This is a genomic window from Flavobacterium sp. B330r, from assembly GCF_056824325.1.
In genome coordinates this window covers 386,611-410,539 of the sequence record NZ_CP124860.1, presented here as the reverse complement: position 1 = coordinate 410,539, position 23,929 = coordinate 386,611, and the positions used below count along the sequence as shown (strand labels likewise).

The 23,929-nt window shown below is 32.6% G+C and carries 19 protein-coding genes; 16 read left to right on the top strand and 3 right to left on the bottom strand.

Going from position 1 to position 23,929, the window contains the following annotated elements:
* Positions 1-10: 10 nt before the first annotated feature.
* Complete coding sequence (locus QLQ95_RS01835; protein WP_482502383.1) at positions 11-1,189, top strand: MFS transporter; 1,179 nt, start codon at positions 11-13, stop codon at positions 1,187-1,189.
* Positions 1,190-1,217: 28 nt separating this feature from the next.
* On the opposite strand, the gene QLQ95_RS01830 is transcribed toward QLQ95_RS01835, so the two are convergent.
* Both QLQ95_RS01830 and QLQ95_RS01825 read right to left on the bottom strand, forming a co-directional pair.
* Positions 1,218-1,682: a hypothetical protein gene (locus tag QLQ95_RS01830; RefSeq protein WP_482502381.1), complete on the bottom strand. Its 465-nt coding sequence runs from the start codon at positions 1,680-1,682 to the stop codon at positions 1,218-1,220.
* A gap of 11 nt (positions 1,683-1,693) precedes the next feature.
* Complete coding sequence (locus QLQ95_RS01825) at positions 1,694-1,972, bottom strand: hypothetical protein (protein ID WP_095928966.1); 279 nt, start codon at positions 1,970-1,972, stop codon at positions 1,694-1,696.
* 337 nt (positions 1,973-2,309) lie between these two features.
* On the opposite strand from QLQ95_RS01825, the gene QLQ95_RS01820 reads away from it, so the two are divergent.
* From QLQ95_RS01820 to QLQ95_RS01770, 11 genes are all read left to right on the top strand, one after another.
* Positions 2,310-2,879: an RNA polymerase sigma factor gene (locus QLQ95_RS01820; RefSeq protein ID WP_482502379.1), complete on the top strand. Its 570-nt coding sequence runs from the start codon at positions 2,310-2,312 to the stop codon at positions 2,877-2,879.
* Positions 2,880-3,065: 186 nt separating this feature from the next.
* The gene (locus QLQ95_RS01815; RefSeq protein ID WP_428237815.1) at positions 3,066-4,214 is read left to right on the top strand and encodes a FecR family protein; all 1,149 of its coding nucleotides are present in this window, start codon (positions 3,066-3,068) and stop codon (positions 4,212-4,214) included.
* 133 nt (positions 4,215-4,347) lie between these two features.
* Positions 4,348-7,992, top strand: a complete 3,645-nt coding sequence (locus tag QLQ95_RS01810) for a SusC/RagA family TonB-linked outer membrane protein (protein WP_482502377.1) — start codon at positions 4,348-4,350, stop codon at positions 7,990-7,992.
* A gap of 3 nt (positions 7,993-7,995) precedes the next feature.
* Positions 7,996-9,420, top strand: a complete 1,425-nt coding sequence (locus tag QLQ95_RS01805) for a RagB/SusD family nutrient uptake outer membrane protein (RefSeq protein WP_482502375.1) — start codon at positions 7,996-7,998, stop codon at positions 9,418-9,420.
* Positions 9,421-9,425: 5 nt separating this feature from the next.
* Positions 9,426-11,861, top strand: coding sequence for a zinc-dependent metalloprotease (locus tag QLQ95_RS01800; RefSeq protein ID WP_482502373.1), 2,436 nt, complete (start codon positions 9,426-9,428; stop codon positions 11,859-11,861).
* Positions 11,858-12,379 carry a DUF3347 domain-containing protein gene (locus QLQ95_RS01795; RefSeq protein WP_482502371.1) on the top strand — a complete coding sequence of 174 codons (522 nt, stop codon included), beginning with the start codon at positions 11,858-11,860 and terminating at the stop codon, positions 12,377-12,379. The genes QLQ95_RS01800 and QLQ95_RS01795 overlap by 4 nt, the downstream gene beginning before the upstream one ends.
* 394 nt (positions 12,380-12,773) lie before the next feature.
* On the top strand, positions 12,774-13,907 hold the full coding sequence (locus QLQ95_RS01790) for a hypothetical protein (protein ID WP_482502370.1): 1,134 nt from the start codon (positions 12,774-12,776) through the stop codon (positions 13,905-13,907).
* A gap of 23 nt (positions 13,908-13,930) precedes the next feature.
* Positions 13,931-14,425, top strand: coding sequence for a DUF4280 domain-containing protein (locus QLQ95_RS01785; protein WP_482502368.1), 495 nt, complete (start codon positions 13,931-13,933; stop codon positions 14,423-14,425).
* On the top strand, positions 14,418-17,183 hold the full coding sequence (locus QLQ95_RS01780; protein ID WP_482502366.1) for a T6SS phospholipase effector Tle1-like catalytic domain-containing protein: 2,766 nt from the start codon (positions 14,418-14,420) through the stop codon (positions 17,181-17,183). The genes QLQ95_RS01785 and QLQ95_RS01780 overlap by 8 nt, the downstream gene beginning before the upstream one ends.
* An 80-nt stretch (positions 17,184-17,263) precedes the next feature.
* A complete protein-coding gene (locus QLQ95_RS01775; RefSeq protein WP_482502364.1) occupies positions 17,264-18,220 on the top strand; it encodes a DUF2931 family protein in 957 nt (318 codons plus the stop codon).
* Positions 18,221-18,301: 81 nt separating this feature from the next.
* Complete coding sequence (locus QLQ95_RS01770; RefSeq protein ID WP_482502362.1) at positions 18,302-19,258, top strand: DUF2931 family protein; 957 nt, start codon at positions 18,302-18,304, stop codon at positions 19,256-19,258.
* A gap of 132 nt (positions 19,259-19,390) precedes the next feature.
* Here the strand turns inward: QLQ95_RS01770 and QLQ95_RS01765 are convergent, their stop codons facing one another.
* Entirely contained in the window at positions 19,391-19,795 is a 405-nt protein-coding gene (locus QLQ95_RS01765) for a helix-turn-helix domain-containing protein (protein WP_427874756.1), read from the bottom strand.
* Between the two features lie 464 nt (positions 19,796-20,259).
* Here QLQ95_RS01765 and QLQ95_RS01760 point away from each other — a divergent pair, with 464 nt between their 5' ends.
* From QLQ95_RS01760 to QLQ95_RS01745, 4 genes are all read left to right on the top strand, one after another.
* Entirely contained in the window at positions 20,260-21,513 is a 1,254-nt protein-coding gene (locus tag QLQ95_RS01760; RefSeq protein WP_482502361.1) for a tyrosine-type recombinase/integrase, read from the top strand.
* A 1-nt stretch (position 21,514) separates the two neighbouring features.
* Positions 21,515-22,180, top strand: a complete 666-nt coding sequence (locus QLQ95_RS01755; protein WP_482502359.1) for a hypothetical protein — start codon at positions 21,515-21,517, stop codon at positions 22,178-22,180.
* A 104-nt stretch (positions 22,181-22,284) separates the two neighbouring features.
* Positions 22,285-22,563: a helix-turn-helix domain-containing protein gene (locus QLQ95_RS01750; RefSeq protein ID WP_059116779.1), complete on the top strand. Its 279-nt coding sequence runs from the start codon at positions 22,285-22,287 to the stop codon at positions 22,561-22,563.
* 81 nt (positions 22,564-22,644) lie between these two features.
* Positions 22,645-23,871 (top strand): primase-helicase family protein, encoded by a 1,227-nt coding sequence (locus QLQ95_RS01745; RefSeq protein ID WP_482502357.1) that lies wholly within the window; start codon positions 22,645-22,647, stop codon positions 23,869-23,871.
* Positions 23,872-23,929 lie beyond the last annotated feature (58 nt).

Below are 23,929 nucleotides of genomic sequence, written 5' to 3'. Positions count from 1 at the left end.
AAATCTAATAATGTCACAAAACGAAAAATCAATCTATACCTTACAATTCATTTTACTTTGCTTGAGTTCCTTGTTGTTTTCATCAAGTTTTAATATGATGATACCTGAGCTTCCAAATTACTTAAGCAGTTTGGGAGGAGCAGAATACAAAGGACTTATTATTTCCTTATTTACCTTGACGGCTGCAATTTCTCGTCCGTTTAGCGGTAAACTTACCGATAAATGGGGACGCGTTCCAGTTATGGCAATAGGTTCTTCGGTATGTGTAATCTGCGGATTTCTGTATCCAATTTTGAGTTCTGTTTCAGGATTTTTATTGTTGCGTTTGGTACATGGTTTTTCAACTGGATTTAAACCAACATCAACTTCGGCTTATGTGGCCGATATTATTCCGCAACACAGATGGGGAGAAGCACTCGGAATGCACGGATTATGTTTTAGTATTGGCGGGGCGCTAGGACCAGCGTTGGGCAGTATGATTGTGAATTCGTACGGAATCAATATTATGTTTTATACTTCGTCGTTTTTGGCTTTCTTTTCCATTATTATCGTAATGAACATGAAAGAAACTCTTTTGACAAAAGAAAAATTGAACCGATCAATGTTCATTATAGGCAAAAATGATATTGTAGATAGAAATGTATTTCCAGCAGGAATTATCACTTTTCTTTCCTACACCGCTTTCGGACTTATTTTAACCTTAATTCCGGATTGGAGTGAGCATCTGGGAGCAACCAATAAAGGAATATTTTTTACTGCTTTTACGGTAGCTTCCGTTATGGTTCGTTTTGGCGCGGGAAAAGTTTCCGATAGGCATGGCCGTCCAAAAGTAATCATGGCTGGATTAATCATCACTTCGATTGCTCTTTTTGTAATAAGTGCAGGAAGAGATATCAATATGTTATTAATCGGAGCCGGAATTTACGGAGTCGGCACCGGTATTTTGTCACCAGCTATTAGTGCTTGGACTATTGATATGAGTAATCCTGAGCATAGAGGAAAAGCGGTCGCAACGATGTATATTTCAATGGAACTCGGAATTGGTTTAGGCGCTCTTTTAGGAGGAACTTATTATAATGATCAAATCCACCGTATACCGCAAATCATTAGATTTGATATCTTGGTGCTAATTCTCGGTATTGCATATCTTACCTATTGGGCAAGAAATAAAAGGAAAATTAAAGCGTAAGTTTATAGCGCCTTATTCTTTTTGCGCCTTATTCTTTTTGAATATTTAACTGCACTTTAAAATGACCATAATACGGATTGTCGGCCATTAAAGAATGTCCGATGACTAAAATATGCGTTCCTTTTTGTTGAAGCTGCATTTTCATGTCCATTCCAAAAGGGCCGTCTGATGTTTTATCCGGAAAAATAATTTGATTAAAACGAATGTTTCCTTTTCCTGCATCTGGAATTATTTGAGCGTTTAATTTGCCCAAATCTTCATTTTTGAATTTGACATATATTTTTGAATTTAGAGAATCTAAACGTCCTTCGGCTGAAAACACATTTTCTTCATTCTTAAAATTCATAGAAATAGTGTCGCCAACTTGTTTATTCTCCTGCTTTTTTTCTTCTTGAACAACTGGCATCGGGGAGTCCGCAGAAGTTTTTTTGTTTTCCTTTTGCTGACATGAAAATAAGAAGACTGAGATTAGAAATAGAAACCAATTTTTCATAGCAGTATTTTTTAGCCTAACATTTCAAAACTTCCAGGTTTTTCCTCATTCTTATCGTATTCTCCTTCAATATCATTTAGCTCTTCTTCTTCCCAATCATTTTCATCATATTCTGAATCGAAATCATATTCAAGATTATCTTCCAATTCTCCAAGCTCTAGATTATAATGATTAGAGGCTGTCAGTCTATTGGTGTAGTCACCGTCTAAAAAGTCGTCATAATTTAGTAGTAGTTGTTCCTCGTAAGAATTCATTTCAAATTCTTCAGATGCGTAATTTTCATATGTCATAATAATCGGTTTTAAAGGATGAATAATAATTATCTCTATCTTTTAGATTATTCTAAAATTACTGTCTTAAACTGCTAACTGTTTTATATAATTTTTTTATAGTATTGTCAAATTTTCATTTACCCTTAAATTTAGCCATAAAAAAGCAAAAGTTTGAAAATGCGACTACTTTTTTCACTATAATACTGCTGTTCAATATTATTAAGATTAATCATATTGAATTTTATTCAAAAATGTTTACGAAATCCTTTGCGCTTTTTTAAACTTAATAATCTTTTGGCTTTTAACATTAAAATTGTTTAATATTGCGTTTTTGATCCTCACTTTTTATTAATTAATGTCTGTTTATAGCAAATATGCTGATCATATCTTATTAAATCTCCTTAAGGATGATGATCAATTGGCCTATACAGAAATTTTCGAAAGATATTCTAGACTTTTAGTAAATCATGCCTACAAAATGACAGGAAATCATGATGAAGCCAATGATGTTGTTCAGGAAGTTTTCTTATTTATCTGGAACAAACGTCGGGAGTTGGAAATCACAGGATCGTTATCTTCTTATTTATATAAAGCAACCAAAAACAGAATCTTGAATCATATTGCTCACGAGAAAGTAGTTTCTCGTTACGCAGATTCTTTTTCGAACTTTATTGAAAATGATTATGTTTTTGCAGATTCTAAACTCAGAGAAAAAGAATTGGAAGCTATTATTGAAAGCGAAATTGCTTTGCTGCCAGAAAAAATGCGTGAAGTTTTTCTTTTAAGAAAAGTAGAAGAACTTTCATACGACGAAATTGCACTTCGATTAAACATAACAGACAAAACAGCTAAACAGCAAGTTTATAATTCGCTAAAAATTCTTCGCGGAAAGCTAAAATCGGCGTTGAATGTTTTTGTCTGGTAAATTTTTCTTGTTCTTTTTGTTAAATTTTAAAATAAAATCTACTCATAAAAGCCTCATTAATAAAGAGAAACTAACGTTTCGATGAATTTATTAATGATAAATTAATATTTTTTTGATTTTCATCTATGACAAAACCCCTTTCTAACTGTCTTATTATAAAACAAGACAAAATTTCGTGTTGTAATTATGAATGAAACTGAATTTTTAGAACTGCTTAAAAAACATCAAAATGGCACTTTATCTGATGAAGATAAAGACAAACTTGATGCGTGGTATTTGCATAAAGCGGTAAATAGCAATAAACAGCTTAGCGAATACGAACTAGCAGATAGTTACGAACATTTGAAATCGAGACTTCCTTTAGCACAGCAAACAAAAGTGATTTCTCTTTGGCCGCGTATTGCCGCCGCTGCATCTATCGTGTTATTATTTGGTGCTGGAATATTCTATTTTACAAAATCGGAAGTAGGAGTAGAACAAGAAAATATTCAGGTTGTCGAAAAACCAAAAGAAATTGCCCCAGGCGGAAATAGAGGAATTTTAACGCTTTCGAACGGAAAGCAGATTGTTCTTTCTGATGTTTCTTCCAAAGATATTATTGCTAAAGAAGATCAGGATGAGGTAACCATTAAAATGGATGCCAATGGAGTGATTACTTATGTAATAAACCCAAATGCTGATGCTTCAGAAGAAGATGCAGATTCATTTAATACCCTTTCGACACCAACAGGCGGACAATATAATATTGTTTTGGCAGATGGAACAAAAGTATTTTTGAATGCTGTTTCGTCTATCAAATATCCAACTCAATTTAATGGAGATCAAAGAATTGTTGAGCTAGAAGGAGAAGCTTATTTTGAAGTTGCTAAAAATAAAAGCAAGCCTTTCTTGGTAAAATCAGATAATCAAACAATCGAAGTTTTAGGAACACATTTTAATGTCCATGCGTACAATAATGAATCTGTAGTAAAAACTACATTATTAGAAGGTAGTGTTGCCGTTTCTTCTAAAAACCAGAAAGCGATTTTAAAGCCAGGTCAGCAATCCAATATATCTGAAAGTTCTAGTAAGATTGCCGTTAAAGAAGTCGATACCGAAGCTGCAATTGCTTGGAAAAACGGCCGATTTAAATTTGATAATGCCGATTTAAAATCTGTAATGAAACAGTTGGAGCGCTGGTACGGAATTAAAGTCGAATACCGCGGCGATGTCTCGGATGTGAAATTTAACGGAGGTACATTTAGAAATAAAAATTTGTCTGAGGTATTAAAAGTACTTGAGCTTAGTAATATAAAATTTAAGGTTGAAGGAAAAACGATTATTGTCTATCCGTAAGATCTTATTTAACCGATTATATTGAGTCTATAAACTAAAAAACCAGAGGCAGTTGCGATGCTTCTGGTTGTTTAAAAAGTTTATAGCCAATATAAGTTGTCCACTATTGTTTAACTATAACCAATGTAAATGTATGAAATTAAATTTACAACCAAAAAAACCTTACAAAAAACTAAAAAAAAAGATCCCTAAAGTTCATTTTTCGGCTCATTTATGGGCGCTATGCACTGTTTTTATGGTGTTGTGCAGTTTTACTGGACAAGCCCAAAACATCACCATTAATTTTAAAGGTGCATCGCTTGAAACAGTTTTAAAAGAAGTAGCTAAACAGGCTAATCATGAAGTTTTATACACTCAAAAACTGCTTAAAGATTCTAAACCTGTAAGTATTAATGTTAAGAATGCGAGTTTGAACGAAACTTTAAATCAAATTTTTAAAACTCAAAATTTAAAATACAATATTACCAATCAAACCATTGTAGTAACTGCTGCAAAAGAGAAAGGGGAGAGCTTGGGAAACGAATTAATCAACATTCGCGGAAAAGTACTAAACAATAAAAACGAACCTTTTCCGGGAGTAACGGTTTCTCTTTCAGGAACCAACAGAGTCAGCATTACTGATTTTGATGGAGGTTTTTCTTTTGACGGTGTTCCTGCGGATGGTATTATTGAATGTACAGGATTAACGATCGAGAAAAAAACTTTTGGAATTGGCGGAAGAACACAGTTAAGTCTTATTGTGGAAGACAAAGTTGCTGCAATGAAAGAAGTAGTAATTACAGGGTATCAGACTTTAGAAAGAAGCCATTCAACCGGTTCTATTTCAACAGTAAGCGAGAAAACTTTAAATGAAAATATCAATACTGATTTAGCAAGTGCGCTAGAAGGTCGTGTGGCAGGTTTAGTATTTCAAAAAAATCCAACAGGAGGCGGTGCAGATACACCTATATTAAGAGGTATGGGAACTTTTTCGGTATCAGAAGTTGGATTCAGTCCGCTTTTGGTAGTGGATGGTCTTCCGACTGAATTGACTCTGGAAGATATTAATCCGTACGATGTTGAAAGTATAAATGTTCTTAAAGATGCGGCGGCGGCTTCTATTTATGGCTCCAGAGCGGCAAACGGAATTATCGTTATCGTTACTAAAAAAGGAAACGGTAAATTAAAAGTAAACATCAACTCGGATTTCTTTGTTTCAACCAAGCCCAATTTAAGAGATATGAATTACGCTTCAACAAGCGATTTAATCGATTTTGAACAGGCAGTTTATAACAGAGAAAGAGGCAGATTTGCAGATACAGCTACCATGTTTAGCAATTATGGAGATATTGGGAACAGTAGTATGAAATATTACAGTCCGCTTTATCAGTTGAACAGAAATTTAGAAGAAGGAAAAATCAACAGTGCAGATTACGAAAGTACTATTGCCCAGTGGAGAAAGAATGATTATGCCAAAGATTACCGCGATAATGTGTGGCAGAATGAATTTAGACAGCGTTACAATGTGTCGTTTTCTGGAAGTACAAGCAGACAGAATACGTACGTGTCATTGAATTATGACGAGGCAAAAAATCGTATAAAATTCAATGACAGCAGATCATTTAATTTATATGCCAAAAGCAGTTTTCAGGTAAACAACTGGTTAAATGCTACATTTGGAATTAATGGAACGTACAGTAATGATAATGTTACAGATAATGATTTCAACAATTATGATATCCAAAAAAGATACGAACGCATTACAGACGATAATGGTAATTTAGTAGTATCACCTTTTGTTGGAATTAAAGACGGGTTTACTTCCAGCGGTGTTATTAATCCTGCTGCTGCAGAAAAATTGGCTGCTTTAAGCGGATTTAAACCTATGACTTTTAATGTTCTGGATGCACTTCAGGAAGGAATTTTAAAAGAAAAATCATTAAGCTTAAGAGCATTTGGAAATCTTAAAGCGAAATTATGGAGAGGTTTAAGCCTTAGTACGCAATTTCAATACGAAGTTAGAAGAAATGATAACGAACAGTTTTATGATGTTAACTCATATAAAATGCGTTACGCCATTAATGCTTTAACAGCTTATAATCCTGCAACAAATGCGTATACCTATTTAGAAGGTTTTTCTACTGGAGGCAGATACAAACAAATAAGCAACCAGTCAACTAATTATTCTTTTAGAAACCAATTAGATTATACTCAGGATTTCAGTGAAGGAAAACATTCTATTAACGCACTGGCTGGTTTTGAAATGCGTGAAACTTTTCTTCCAAGAACGATTGAACAGTTACGATACGGTTACGATCCTGTAACGCTTTCTTCGGCTGTAATCAATAATCTTGCATTAAGCCAGACTGGAACGCCAAGTTATATGTACGGAAATAACCGAACTTTATCTGCATTGTCACGAACACAAACTGAGATTCTTCACCGTTACTTTTCGGTTTTTAGCAGTTTGGGTTACACTTTCTTATCAAAATATAACATAACTGGAAGTTATCGAGTAGACCGAGCAGATTTATTTGGAGTTGATCCAAAATATAAAAACCGCCCTTTGTGGTCAACAGGTTTTGGATGGAATGCGAGTAATGAAGAATTCATGAAAGAAATAAAATGGGTTACGGCGCTTAAAGTGAGAGCAACTTATGGCGTTAACGGAAATATAGATCAAAGTACAACGCCTTACGTAACGGCTACGAGAAGAAATGATAATTTATATCAGTCATTACAATACACTAATATTAGCGGACAGCCCAACCCAATGTTAAGATGGGAAAAAACACAAAGTACCAATTTAGGGGTAGATTATAGTTTGTTTAGAGCAAAATTAAACGGTAGTATTGATGTCTATCGTAAATACAGCAGTGATTTATTGGCTACGACCGATTTAGATCCAACTGTTGGGGCATTAAACAGAAGAATTAATGCAGGAGCTTTATTAAACAAAGGAATTGAGTTCAGTGTTGGTTCAGATTGGTACAATAACGGAAGTTTCCGTATTGGTTCTAATGTGATTTTAGCTTTTAACAGAACAACAGTTGACAAAATTACAAGAGCAGAATCGTCTGCAGCTTCTTATGTTAGTTCGCCTTTAAATTATTTCTTAATAGGAGAAACCTACAATAGTTTGTACGCTTACAAATACGGCGGAACGGTTAATGGATATCCTTATGTTTTAGATGAAAACGGAAATCCGGCAGTCACTTTTGATGCAAATGGTGTTCCAGTATCAAGTTCTATTAAAACAGTTAACTCCCCAAAAGCTTTGGTAAATATGGGAAGTTTGACGCCAACTTACTCTGGTTCGTTATCACAGCGATTTTCATATAAACAATTTGATTTGAATTTCTTATTTGTTTTCTCAGGTGGAAATGTAATGCGAAAAGAAGTTCTGGATACAGGTTCAGATGCGGTAAACCTTTCGGGTATTGCAGATCGTTATACAGATGCAAATCCAAATGGAAATACACGTTTGTATGTCGATTATGATGAAAGTGTTAGAAACTATGCTGTAACAATGAGCAGTTTATGGAGAAATTCAGATGTAAATGTTGTAGATGGCGATTACATCAAACTTAGAAACATTTCATTAGCTTATAATTTACCAAAAGCTTTTGCTGGTAAAATGAATATTTCATCGGCTAGGTTTACTTTTCAGATGAATAATATCTGGTATTGGAGTGCAGCAGGAAACCATATTGATCCTGAGGTTTATTCTGCCAATTCAGCTACACGTAATTTACCATTGCCAAAAACATATTTGTTTGGCTTTAATCTTACTCTTTAAATTATGAAACATTTATATATTTCAATTCTGTCAGTAATGATGTTTTCAGTAACATCTTGCGAAGAATATACAGACATAACACCAAAAGGATCTTTAGTAGTAGAAACAGCCGATCAGTTTCACGAAATGGTTTCACTTCCGGGGCGCGGTTATCCAATCAATAACTTTCAATATTTATCTGACGATCAATGGATGAGAGAAGCCAACGTAATCGGAAGAACGCCAAACATTGATATTCTTAATTTTACTTTTGATGAAAGCGTAGACAGAGTTTCGTTATTAAGTGGGTCAAGCTTTTATAATCAGGCTTATAATTATATCAACAGATGGAATACCATTATTTCATTAGTAGACAATAGTAAAGGCGATGCAAATACAAAACAATTAGCAAAAGCCGAAGCTCAGATTTACAGAGCCTACGATCACTTTTTATTAGTAAACACTTACGCAAAAGGCTATGATCCAAATACTGCAGCAACAGATGGTGGAATCTGTATCATGGATAAATTTGATTTAGAAGCACAGCCTTCCAAATCTACCGTGGCGCAGGTTTATGATTTTATTCAAAAGGATATTGAACAAGCGTTGCCCTATCTTCAGGAAAAACCGCTTGATGTTTATCATCCGTCTTTAGCTTTTGCTTATGCCTTTAAAGCTAAAGTGCATTTGTTTAAAAGAGAAATTGCACAAGCTCAAGCAGCAGCAGAAAAGTCGTTAAGCTACAACAACCAAATTTTTGATATGGTAGCTTACAGCAAACAAGGAGGACCAACTGCAGTTGCGGTACCGGCAGCCAATAATATAGAAGTATTGAGCTATATGTACATGACAGGTTATAATGAAATGAACTTTGGTCAGCTTTATGTCATCAGTCCAGAATTGAGAACTTTATTCGGAACTAACGATGCGCGTTTTAATTTGTTCTTTAATTCTACAAGTGCAACCAATTTAGATCAAGGTTCCAATACAGCATATTGGGGAACTCAATATACAAAGTTCTTTTATCCAACTGTTGGCATGAAAACACCTGAAGTATATTTAATTCTTGCAGAATGTTATGCTAGAGAAAATAGATTTAGCGAATCGGTAACTGTTTTAAATACATTGAGGGCAAAACGTATTTTATCAGGAGCAGTAAACTTAGAAGTTCCAGCTACAAGAAAAGAAACAATGGATCTTGTTATTAATGAAAGAAGAAAAGAATTGCTTTTTGGTTTCAATAGATTTTTTGATTTAAAAAGATTAAATACAGAAACCGAGTATGCAAAAACAATTACGAGAGTTTTTCCACTTGTAAACAAAACAGTTCCGCAGAAAACATACACCTTACAGCCTAATTCAAGATTGTATATCGTTCCGTTTCCTTTGTCGGCGTTGACAAAAAATCCAAAACTTACTTTAAATACAGACGAAAAAGTTCCGTTTTAATCCCAATGAAAAAGTTAATTATATCTCTAATCATGCTGTCGGCTTGGCAGCATGGTTTTGCTCAAACTCCCGAAAAGAAAGCCGATAGTACCAGTACACAGCCAAAAGGTATGCAGGCTTACAATAAAATAATTACCGATAAAGCTAAAAGCAAATCAGGTCTTTTTACGGTTAGCCAAGTTGATACTAAATATTACTTTCAAATTCCAGATAGTTTATTTAATCGATACATGCTTGTTGTAACAAGATATCTTTCAACGCCTGAAGGTTTTGGAACTTTTGGTGGAGAAAAAGCGAACGAGCAGACTATTTATTTTGAAAAAGGTTCCAATAATACGGTTTATTTAAGATCGCTGCAATACAGACAAGATGTTCGTTCTTCAGGTTCTATGCTTGCAAAAGCATTAGAAGGAAGCAATGAAAATCCGATTGTGGCTGCGTTTCCAATAAAAACAACCAATCCAGACACCAAAGATGTGGTTATTGAAGTAACAGATGTTTTCAAGAAAGACAATGCTATGTTCTCTATCGGAAGTCAGGACAAAACAGAGAAAAAATTAACGTCTCTTGCCGATGACAAATCTTTTGTTGAAAGTATTGATACATATCCAATTAATATTGAGACTAAAACAACAAAAACGTATACAAGTTCTACTTCAAGCAGCGGAAGCATAACATTACGATTGAATACTTCGATTGTATTACTTCCGAAAACGCCAATGCGCAAACGTTTCTTTGATGAAAGAGTAGGTTATTTTGCTAATAAATATGTTTTGTTTGATGATGACGAACAGCGGGCTCAAAAGAAATTTATTGTGCAGCGCTATCGTTTAGAACCAAAAGACAAGGATATTAAAAAATACTTGAGAGGTGAATTGGTAGAACCAAAGAAACAGATTGTTTATTATATCGATCCTGCAACGCCAAAAAAATGGAGACCTTATTTAATTGCAGGTATCAACGATTGGCAGAAAGCTTTTGAAGCAGCAGGCTTCAAGAATGCCATTGTGGGTAAAGAGTGGCCCGAAGACGATAAAACCATGAGTTTGGAAGACGCAAGATATTCTGTAGTGCGATATTTAGCTTCTGAAACACCAAATGCTTATGGACCAAGAATTAGTGATCCAAGAAGTGGTGAAATTATGGAAAGCCATGTTGGCTGGTATCATAATGTAATGAAATTGGTGCAGAGATGGTATATGATTCAGGCTGGACCTTTAGATCCAAGAGCAAGAAAAATGCATTTAGATGATGAATTAATGGGGCAATTAATCCGTTTTGTGTCTTCTCACGAAATCGGACATACCATTGGCTTACGTCATAATATGGGAGCGAGCAGTGCAACTCCGGTAGAAAAACTTCGAGATAAAAAATGGGTAGAAGCAAATGGACATACGGTTTCTATTATGGATTATGCCCGTTTTAACTACGTAGCACAGCCAGAAGATAATATTAGTCCAATAGGTCTTTATCCGCGTATTGGGAGTTATGATAAATGGGCTGTTGAATGGGGATATAAATATTACCCAAACACGAAAGATGAGTTTGAAGAAGAGAAATTATTGGCCAAATTAACAACTGATAGTTTAACGGCGAATCCGAAATTATGGTTTGGTGGAGAAGGAAAAGATGAAGATCCGCGTAGTCAATCAGAAGATCTGGGAGACGATGCGGTACTTGCCAGCGATTACGGAATTAAAAACCTGAAGCGCGTTGTGCCTCATCTAATCGAATGGACTTATCAGCCAAACGATCCGTATGATAATTTAGCAGACATGCATAAAGCAGTAGTAAGACAATACGGTTTGTATTTGTATCACGTTCTGAAAAATATTGGAAACAACTACATTACAAAACGAACAGTCGATGAAAAAGGAGTAGTTTATAAACCAGTTCCTAAAGCAAAAGTAAAAGCAGCGATAGACTATTTAGGTAGACAATTGTTTGTTTCTCCACTTTGGATGTATCCGCAGGAAATTGATGATCTGATTGCTTTAAAGAGAGAAGATCAAATCTCAGATCAGCAGAATCAGGTATTGAATATGTTATTGAGCTCTGGGATGCTTTATAATATCAGTTTAAAATCGATGCAATCTGAGGGAGCATATACCGTTCCTGAGTTTTTAAACGATGTACAGCAAACAGTTTGGGTGAAATTTAGCGGAGACGAAAAACAAGATTATTATAGAAGAAGTTTCCAGCGTGGTTATGTTGAAAAGTTAGGAATGCTTTTATTGCCAAAAGAATTAGAACCAGGAAAAGCGTCTAATACAGCACAACGAAGTGATGTAAGATTGTATGGAAAACAGCATCTTTTGAAATTAAAAACAGATGTTACAAAATTGATGAGTGGTTCAACAGGAATTAATAAAGATCACTACGAAAACATTTTATTAGAAATAGATAAAATCATTACCAAATTAGATAAACCTACATCATGAAAAATTTATTAGTTATAGCATTTATTTTCTGTAGCTTTTTAGCTCAGGCGCAACTTACGTCAAAAGAAGAAGTAACTTCTGAATTGGTTGCAAAGCGTGAAGCAGAGAAAAAAGAAATCACAAAAAGTTATTTGGCTTTAAAAAACAGTTTTTTAACATCAGACAGTTTAGCGGTTGTTAAAAATGCAGAAGCTTTAAAAAGTGCCTTAAAAAACTTCAAGTTTAAAAAGTTAAATTTAGAAAACATGAATGCAGCTACAACTTCGAGAAAAGAGATTATCGAATTGGCAACGGCATTAACGGCAACAAAAAACATCAACAAACAGCGTAAGATTTTTGAAACACTCTCGATAAAATATTGGGATCAGGCTCCAAAATTTAAACCTGCTGATGAGACATTGTATTTACAAATTTGCCCAATGACAGGTGCAGTTTGGACAAGTGATAGTAAGGAAATCAAAAACCCGTACTACCCAAAAAACATGCTGACTTGTGGTGAAGTAAAAGCAAGTTTATAATTTTTTTAATTTTGAATTAGTTGGATGAATGCGGTATTCTTTGTAGGGAAGCCGTATTTGTCGTTTATGAAATAAAGTAGTTCAGAGCGGATTTTTATCCGATTAAATCGTAAAAAAGAGCCTTGGAAATTAATTTTCAAGGCTCTTTTTTTTAAAATTTTGTGAAATTAAACTATCATTTTTTGAGGGACATTTCTATAATTTAAGTTTAATGTTTGTTAATAAAGTTTCGGTTTTTGATACAAGGCATTGACAATCAAAAAGGTAGCGTTATAATCTCGTTTTTTATTATTTGTAGGATTTTTATTTAAATTTGAAAACATTAATTAATGAAGTATTCTTACAATTGTATGGTTATTAAAAAATCTTAAACCATATGTAAAAATTAGAATAAATGATTGAAGATTTAGAAAATGTTGTTTTTGATTCAAACTTTAGTTTAAATTTTGGTTCATTTGAACAAAAAAGAATATACGGATTTTGTTATGAAAATTATGAAAATGATGTTTTAAAAAATCAAATTCATTATGAAATTGAAGTAGCTATTCTCAGTGATAACTATGGACAAAATTGTGTTTTGGAAATTAATAGAAGGCAAGTTTTTTTAAATAATAAAACTCCAAACGCAAAAATTGAACAGATTGCCGAAAAAGCATCAGTGGCAATTTTTCCTATTCGTCTAAAAATAAAAAGGAGTGGCGAAATTGAGGAAATTATTAATATGGAGGCTGTTAAAAAAAGATGGATATCTATCAAAAAAGAAATACTTCAATACTATAAAGGTGAAGTAATAGATAAAGTCATTAATGAAATGGAAAACATTTTATTAAATGACAATACATTAAAAAAATCAATTTCTCAAAATTGGTTTTTCCATTTGTACTTTAAACCGTTATACGTAGAATATACCTCTAAATTAAAATTTAAATCTATTTGGGAGTCACCCATATTTGGAAATCAATTTGTTGAATATGGTGTTTTTCATACGGTCAAGGATAAATATGATTTGGACGATAAAATACTTATAAATGCTAACGGAATTGCTATTGACGAGAGAGGTGTCGAAGAAATAATGGAAGGTTATCATTATCCTAAAAAATACTTGTCAGATGATTTTGGAGAAACAGTCGATTCTAAAATGAATGTCGATTACAAATTGTATAAGGAAGATCGAAGCATTTTTTCAATAGTAGGAACTTTTGAAACCAAAATCAATGAAAGTTTAAATAAAAGAAATCGAATAGAAATATACCACTTTCCAGAAAGCAGTTCATTTAGACCTTGTAGTGATGCAGAATTAAAAGAAAGTAAAAGAATATTTCAATCTTATCAAGATAAGGAAGATGATGATATTATTGATGTTACTGCAAGACTAAAAAAAATGCAATCAGAAAATCTCGAACCCAAAAGAATACTTGGTGTTCCAAGAGAAAAACATCAATTCTATATTTATGAAAAAGAAACCACTGAAACTAAAGAAAGAAGTTTTACAGATAAATTAAAATCTTTTTTTAGAAAAAATAAATAAGCCTCACTTTAATAAACTTAACTATGGCCGAGAAACATTTTGTAGTTTATGGAGCTGTCTGCCAATGTCAGTTCAGCCAAGCACCACAAACAGATGAATTAGCAGTTAAAACGCATTCCAAGCATTATGCAAATGATGCTGACGGAAAAGAAAAGTTAATTGCCACCAATAAAGAAATTGGGAAAACAATGAAAAAAAACACTTTTGGGAATTGTAAAAAACAGCCATCTGGAAGCAGTTTCCTTCCTTGCCAAACTACAATAACCGAATGGAGCGGTTCTTACGAAAAAGTAACTTTATCAAATCAAGGGCATCCTTTGTTGGAGGACAGTAAAGCTACGTGTCCAATGGGAAGCAAAGACTGCATAACAATTAAAAATCATGGACAAACGGCAGATCTCACTGAAAAAAACACAAAAAGCAGCTCTCCAGAAGTGTTAGCAGAATTACTTCCTGGACTAAACTTAAGCGATTTGAACGATTCTGTTTTAATAATTAATAGCGCAGAAAATGAGTAGAGATTTACATATTAAGCCCGTAGAACCTTTGGAGCCAGGTCAAAAATGGGATAAAGCAAAAAGCTGTCTCACGCTTTCTAAAGCTGGAGCATTTAAAGTGATTATTACTGATTTTGAAAAATATATTAATTCTATTTATCCTAAACCAAAATCTTTTACCCCTGTAAAAAAGGAAGTTTATGATAAAATGAGTCGCGAAAGTCAAAATGAATACAAACGTAAATTCGAAAAATACAACGAATCTCAGGACACTTACGAAAAAAATACAGACCAGGAACGAGCAAGTATAAAATGGTGCTGGCAGGTTGTAGGAAAAGGAGTTGATCCAGATAAAATTACACACAATAATACGATTATTTTAGGGATTGCCAGTACAAACTCTAAGCAGATCACATTTCCAAAATTACTCGAAGGTGGCGGTATGACTTGGCTTGAAATTTTCAATAAAAAAAGTCTCCCTATGGGTGTGCCGCCTCATGGTATGTTTATACGCGCTGTTGGCACGCCAAAAGTTATTGCAGCAGAGTGGCGTGATTATACGGGGGCTTTAATAGAAGAAGAAATTGCATTTGGTTCTACAGTTTACCTTCATATTTATACAGAAGCCTTATACGGACAAGACATTCAAATACAACTGCGAGATACCAAATTAGTCAATGCCGATTTAACTCCAACCCCAAGTGATGCTGACGGAGATCCGATACAAAAATTAGATCCAAAAAATGCTTTAACTAAATTTGTGCGCCCTGTAAAAGTATATCCGTATACCAAAATGACTAGACTACCTGCCGGATCTATTACAGATGCAATGATTACTGCCGAAAAAGGAAAAAGTCAGAGCTCCACTCCTAATGTACAAAAGTGTGTTTTTCCTGTGTTTGTAGAACAAGCTTGGCAAATTCAGGGAGCTGGCTTTTGGGACAGCGGCAGCGAACTTTCTATTAACCCTATTGTGTATCATGATAAAATAAAGGATGGAAGTATTGATTTGGATGACTGTACGCTAAAAGTTTCTAAAAAAGGAATTTTGATGCAAGGCGAACTCTCTGGTAATAACCCTTTAGTGCAAGGTGAAGCAGAAAAGGGTGGAATTCCCGAAGAACAAAAGAAAATAGATTTTACGTTTGGTGTTTTTATAGATGGTACATTAAATAATATGTACAATACTATTGCAAGAAAAACCTGGGAAGACGACCAAATTAAGAAAAAACATTCAGACGTTTCATACCAGCAGCAACAAGACTATATTGAAGATCCCGAAGAACGTTTAAAAGTAGCCGCATCGAACCAAAAACAAGTAGGAAAAGCAAAAGAAAGCCGTTATAAATATGCAGACGAAAGCAGCTTTGAAAACGATTTGAGTAATCCCGCTATTTTGTTTAAAAATTATTTAGAAGACCCTTTCAATAAAATACATCCCGTACTTAAAATTTATACAGAAGGAATGGGAACCAACACCCTAAACAATAACGATGAGAATAGCGAAACTGGAATTTTGCCTCTCGAAAATTATGAAACAGATGATGTAGCTCAAGGAACAGGATTTGGACAAGGAAATGCAGGAATATTAGACCGGGTAAAAAGAGCAATAGAACTAATGTCAGATAAAATAAAAGAGGCTAATCAAAAAGAAATAGGCACTATTACCGTTGATGTTTTTGGTTTTAGCCGTGGAGCAGCGTCGGCACGCTGTTTTGTTCATGAAATAACAAGACAGTCTTATATGGCAGAGACAGTTTATCTTGTCGATGGGTCGTTTTATTGTAAAGATGCAAATGGTTATGCAGTAAGTAGTGAATATGCCAATAAAAAGTTGCCAACCAATGGAAGATTGGGATATTTGCTGACCAACGAGAATATAACATTCGATCGATTAGTTATTCGTTTTGCAGGATTGTATGATACTGTACCGCATCATGGTCTCGTACAGTGGAATGATGTAAAAGATTTAGGTCTTAATTCTATAAGTAAAGCCAAATATACCGTACACCTGGTCGCTGCAGATGAACATCGTGCCAATTTTAACTTGGTAGATATTTCGTGTATTACCGGAAAAAGAGGAGGCGGAAAGACAGACCGCGGTGTAGAACTTTATTTACCTGGCGTACACTGTGATGTAGGCGGCAGTTATGTAGAAGGCAGAAGCGAAATAAACGGACGATTGTTAGTAAATAACTCTATGTTTGGTAATATGCTCGAAAAAGAAAAGGAACAACTCATTACCGAAGGCTGGTTTCATAAGGACGAACTTACGATTCATTGGGACAATACTCAAAGAACTATTTTAAACGGTATGGCTAGTGTATTGTCTTCAAACAGAAAAGCGATAAGTAATCAGTACAGCTATATTCCGCTCCATTTAATGGCTCAGTTTTGTTTGAATAAGGAAGTTCCAATATCTTTAAAGAGTATTATGAATGACTATAAGTTCAAGAATACAAAATTTTCTAATGTATCTTTTTTAGAAAAAGTAAAAGCTCGTCTAGAGCAATATGCTTTTCATGATGGTCAGCCTTTTGTATATGAAATTGTTCCGATGCGAACCATTGTATACAGTGCTGATGACCATACAGCTGTTGCTAAAGAAGAAGAAAGAAGGGCTAAAGAAGAAGACGAGCGAAATGCTGTACTAAAAAAACTTCGTCATGATTACCTGCACTGGAATGCCGTCTATGGAGAAGGCGTAACCAATACTTTAGTACAGCCCAACAAACCCAATTTTGAAAATAATAAACGAAAAAGAGTCGTAAACGGATAATATATATGAAAAAAAAATATCAACTATTAGGTTTAATGATGATACTGTTACTATCCTGTAACAATAAAAATAAAAAAAATATGAATTCTAAAGAAAATTTTAATTGGGGCGTTGCTGTAATAGCACCACATACATATCCTATAGAAATACACAAGGGCTACTTAGGCAATGACAAAAAAATGATTGCTCCATTTATAAATACAGGACTTATACAACAAGGATGGGCTTATTATGGAGATGTTTTCTCTGGTGGCAATGAAATGCCTACAGAATTATCACTTACTTGGATCAGTTATGCTGAAAAAAAATTCTGGAAAATTGAAACAGAAATAGATAAAAAAACACAGGATAAAATACGACAATTGTTTACAGAAGGATATGACAATAAAAACCTAAATGGAGTATGGTCTCATACTACATATAAAAAAGTCACTATAGGTTTAGCTCCCGGTGGTATTGTTATTTTATGGCTTTCAGGATTGAATAAAAAAATAGAAATTGCAAATTATCAAGCAAAAGAAACCTTTGTAAGTGTAAATGAGTTTTGTAGAAACCCAGACGAGTATACTCAGCAGGAGTTTTATGATGATAGATTTGAAGATTATGTACCTAAAGAAACACAAGAATATATCAAAAAAAATGGTGTTCCTGTAACCTTATGGGAAGAATTCAGAACAAAATATAACTATCGTTTCGATTTGCAGTTCTACAAAACAGACAAAGAAAGTAACGATAGGGAATCAGAATATCTAAACGGTGAAAAGGAAATAATAAAAATAGAAGATTTAAATTCCTATCAAACTAAAGCTCTGCCTTCTTATTGCCGATTTTGGTTTAGCCAATATAATGCAGAAGCAGAATTTGACGGCGAAGAAATATTAAATGCCTTTAAAAAAATAAGCAAAAACCACCCCGATAAAAATATTGATATAGAAGCCAAAGTCGCGTTTATGTACAAAACTGTTGATTTTATCGTAAAATGTGAAGGAGAGGAAATTCCATTACACAATGTAGTGGTTAGAATGTGGAAGAATTAAACCATGATTAAAAAATATAACACCATTTTTCTATTCATTTTATTTGGCATTGTTTCCTGTAACAATTCAAATAAAAAAAATATGAATTCTAAAGAAAATTTTAGTTGGGGAGTTGCCGTAATAGCACCTCGAATATATCCTATAGAAATACACAAGGGCTACTTAGGCAATGACAAAAAAATTATTGCTCCATTTATAAATACAGGGCTTATACAACAAGGATGGGCTTATTATGGAGATGTTTTCTCTGGTGGTAATGAAATGCCTACAGAATTATCACTTACTTGGATCAGTTATGCTGAAAAAAAATTCTGGAAAATTGAAACAGAAATAGATAAAAAAACACAGGATAAAATACGACAATTGTTTACAGAAGGATATGACAATAAAAACCTAAATGGAATATGGTCTCATACTACATATAAAAAAATCACTATAGGGTTAGCTCCCGGTGGCATTGTTATTTTATGGCTTTCAGGATTGAATAAAAAAATAGAAATTGCAAAGTATCAAGCTAAAGAAACTTTTGTAAGTGCGAATGAATTCTATAGAAATCCTCATGAATACACACAGCAAGAATTTTATGATTATTACTATGATGCAACTATTTCTAAAGAAACACAAGAATATATCAAAAAAAATGGTGTTCCTGTAACCTTATATGAAGAATTCAGAACAAAATACAACTATCGTTTCGATTTGCAGTTCTACAAAACAGACAAAGAAAGTAACGATAGGGAATCAGAATATGTAAACGGTGAAAAGGAAATAATAAAAATAGAAGATTTAAATTCTTATCAAACTAAAGCCCTGCCTTCTTATTGCCAATTTTGGTTTAGCCAATATAATGCAGAAGCAGAATTTGACGGCGAAGAGATATTAAATGCCTTTAAAAAAATAAACAAAAACCACCCCAATAAAAATATTGATATAGAAGCCAAAGTCGCGTTTATGTACAAAACTGTTGATTTTATCGTAAAATGCGAAGGAGAGGAAATTCCATTACACAATGTAGTGGTTAGAATGTGGAAGAATTAAGCCATGATTAAGATTAATGTGATAACAGTTTTTTCGAGTTCCGAATTTATTATTACTTGATATACTAATAAAATAAGCCTTTTCTATAAAATTTAGAAAAGGCTTATTTTAATATACTTTATTGTGATTGATTTATTTATTGATTAGCTTTTCAAGCCTTGCCATCATTTCATCTTTCTCTTTCAACATACGCTCATATAAAGCTATTTTATCATCATACAATTGTACAATTTTATCAATAGGATTAAATGTACAAGTATCATTCTTTTGATAGCCAATCGAACCGTTGTCAAATTTATTAGAAATAATATTAATAGCTTGTTCTTCATCAAAATTCTGAAATGCTTCAACAGGAATTCTCAAAGAATTCGAGATTTGTTTAAGAAGAGAATCTTCAATAACATCTTTCTGCTCTAGCATAGAAATTTTCTTTTGGTTCCAATCTTCTCCCAAATCATATGCCAATGCTTCTTGTTTGATACCAAGCATTTCTCTGAATCGTTTTACATTTCTTCCTTGATGAATTTTCTGTTCCATAAATGAGTCTTGATTTTCTGAATGCTCAAAGATAAAGCCATTTCGATTAAAAATACTTGAATTTCAAAGATAAAAAAATATTCTATACAATATCTTTTGTAAGATATTATATCTGCTTTTGAATGGATTATTCTTTTGAAAGAATCGAATTTCGCTTAAGAACTTTAGATCTGGCGTAACAGAATGAAATATTTAAGAAGTACATTAACAGGATACAGAAAAAAGGTATTTAATTTTTGGGACATACAATAATTGTACAAATTCATAAAAAAAACCGTAAAGACTTTTTTAGTCAATTACGGTTTTTTTTGTGGAGTCGCCGGCTATTGCGGTAATTATATCAGAGTTGGTTGTTAATAGCTGATTATCAATAAGAAACGCTTATTTTGCAGTAATTCTTATATTTGTTATGACTAAGTTTTTATAACTAAATATAGCATTATTGTCAACTAAATTGTCAACTGATGAAATACACTTTTAATCTTAAAGAGCCGAAGAGTGATAAAGAAACTTTGATTTTATTTTCATGCTATTTTAAAAATGAGAATAAGAAATTTGTCTTTTCAACTGGTGAGAAAATAATGCCTGAAAATTGGGATTTTGAAAATAGATTCCCTTTTGTAAATGGGAAAAAGAAATCAAAATTTGTTCAAAGCATAAGACTTCAGATGAATCGATACTCTGATTTATTTCTTGAAACAGAAAGCTTGTATAAAAGAATAAATGAACCTTTTACTTCGAAGAATTTAAAAAAAGTTTTTGACGAAGAGTTTAAAAAAGCTCCGTCCGGGAAAAATGCATTTTTTGATGCGTATGATGAGTTTACTGCCGAAAAGGAGAAAGGCAAAGAATGGTCTGCGTCAACAATCAAAAGGTATAAAAATATAAAGAATATTCTAGAAAAATTTGAAGCTGCTAGAAAATTCAAATTGACATTTAGTAAGATCGATGAAATATTTCATCGTGAATTCACTTTCTATTGTATGGATGATTTAAAGCATATTAATAATACTTATGCTAGAAATCTCGGGCTTTTCAAAACCTTTATGTTTTGGGCCAGGAAAAATAAATTTACTTATAACGATAGTTTTGTAGAGTTTAAAAAAGTTGAGAGAGTAATTACAAATCAAATTGCATTAACAATAGATGATTTGAATAAGTTGATGCAACACGAATTTGAAAGTGAAAAGCTAGGGAAAGTTCGTGATGTTTTTGTCTTTGCTTGTGTAACTGGTATGCGTTTTGGAGAGTTATCTTTGATAAGAAGAAGTAATGTGACTAATGATTTTATTTTATTAAAAGAAAATAAAGATGAAACTAAAGAAACCAGGGAGATACCTTTAACTAGTATTTCTAGATATATTTTATTAAAATATGATTATAAACTTCCTTTAATTGCCAATCAAAAACAGAATAAATATATAAAAGATGTATTTCAGGAGATGGAATACAATAATAAAGTTCAAAAAGTTACAACTAAAGGTAAAGAAAATATTAAAGAAGAAATGTTCTTTTACGATAGAATAAGTACACATACAGCAAGAAGAACTTTTATTACTATGATGAAAAGACAAGGTAAAAGTGATAAATTAATTGCATCTATAACTGGGCACAACGATATGAAAACTTTGAATCAATATTACCAGATTAGTGAACCAGAGAAAAAAGAAGCCATGGATGAAGTTTTTAATGTTGAATTAAAATTGAAAATCGTTTAGTATGGATTTTATAAAGAAATATTTTAAAAAGAAATCAGAATTTATTGATTTAAAGCGTCTTGATAATAAGAATACTAATGGTGAAATTAAACTAGGTGTAGTTATTCTTATTATGGTTTTTCTTTTTTTGATTGCTTTTTATTTTTTCGAAAATGTTTTTCTGAAATCAGAAGGAATATTTAGACTAGTTGCTATAGGAATAACGTTTTCGGCAGCAATTATGGTTGTTTTATATTTTCGTCTATTGATTGATAAGACTGATAAGAGGAATAAAATAAATTCAGCAATAGTAAATTATGATTTTTCGAATGATGAAAATAATACAATAGAAGTTCGCTTTAAAAATTTTTTTAAAGATGAATTGTGTTATTTGAATTTTAAAAATAATGCCATTAAAATTGGATTAATTGACCAAAATTGTAAGTGGTTGTACAAAGAAAAAGAAATTTTATACTTCGCTTTATTGTTTTCTAAGTTAAAAGAGAATAATTATTTTAAAAACACAATTGAAAACAAAAATTTTTGTGAGATTTCTAGCCAATTTTTAGATATTAAAATTAATTCAACGATGCTAACAAAATACGATCTTTCCAAGGAAAATAATCTAATTAAAGCACATCACGAAAAATATTATGAAAATGATTATTCCATTTTTAACCAAATATAGTTCCACTCATTTTCAATTGTATTCAATTGAAGATATTGAATACAAATAAGTTATTATTAAAACGATTAAGTTATAAAATTGTAAAAAATTAAATCTACAATTTTATGCAAAATCCATTTGAAACAATTCAATCAGAATTGAAAGAGTTAAAAGGTTTAGTTGCACAACTTCTTACTAAACCAGAAAAAGATTTATCTAATAACATGTATACTGTCAAAGAAGCGGCAGAACTCTTACATGTGGATCGCCAGACCATTAGAAACCATATTGATAATGGTAATATTAAAGCTTCTTCTATTGGGAGAAGAATTTTAATAAATCACGAAGAGTTATTTGACTCTCTTAATGAAGTAAAATCCCTGAAATATAAAAGACAAGTATAGAAAGCACCATTTCTATACTTGTTTTTTTATTATCTAACCTATTGTATACACCATAATATACAATAAAAAACATTGCACAAAATGGAAGAAAAATATTTACGAGTAGGAACTTCCTATTTCAAAATTATAGATAAACCTTTAATTTCTGACGATAAAGTAAAAGTGATGGTTAGATGGAATCGTGAAACAATCATTTCAGATCATGGAAAATCGTTTTTAAACGATATATCCAAATTAGATGGTTTTTGCTGTATTCCGAATCATTTTGGTTACCAGCAAATTGTAGATGATTTCTATAATACCTATCATGAACTGCCTAACCAACCAATAGCTAAGGATTTTTCAATTCATGAGCTCGAAAAATTGATTCCAAATTCATTGCAATTTATTCAACATATTTTTGGAGACCAAACGCAATTAGGCTTAGACTATATAAAACTTTTATATGAAAAACCTACGCAAGCATTGCCAATTCTTTGTTTGGTAAGCAAAGAGCGATCGACAGGAAAAAGTTCTTTTATAAAGTGGTTGAAAGCAATTTTTGGAATGAATATGACTTACATAAAAGGCGATTCATTTGGGTCGCAGTTTAATTCTGATTGGGCGAGTATGTTAGTTGTAGCGATTGATGAAGTGTTTTTTGATAAAAAAGAAATTACAGAACGTTTAAAGTATCTTTCTACGACAGATAAAGATAAAATAGAAGCAAAAGGAAAGGATCGACAAGAAATTGAATTCTTTGCAAAATTCATTCTTTGTTCTAATAACGAAGATAATTTTATTCAAATAGATGAAGAAGAAATCCGTTTTTGGATTCGTAAAATTCGGACTATAAATACAGAAGATGTATTCTTTCTTAAAAAACTGAACAAAGAAATTCCGTATTTCTTAAAGTACCTGCAAATGAGAAATTATTTTTCCGAGCAAAAAACCAGAATGTGGTTTAAACCGGACCAGATTATGACTGCCTCTCTATTAAAGCTTGTAAATCGAAATAAAGAAGAGGCGCTGATACTTGAATTGATTCATGAATGTTTTGAGAAAATGGAAGAGTATGAGTTGAAACTAGCTCCTAATGATATTTTCATTCTACTAAGGAAGCAAAATAACAGAATAAATATTTCTGCTAATGAAATAAGAAATATTCTTAAACGATGGGGTTTTACACCAGAAGATAATACGAAATCTTATTGTGGAATTGACTTATTGTCGCATGGCGAATATGTAAAAGTAGATCGAAGAGGACGTTTTTATACCATCAAAAAGATTTTGTTTTATAAAATATTTGATGCTTTGATGCAAAATTAGCATAAAGTCTTGTAATTGAGCTAAAGAGATCTGCATCAAAGCTTGCATCAAACTAAAA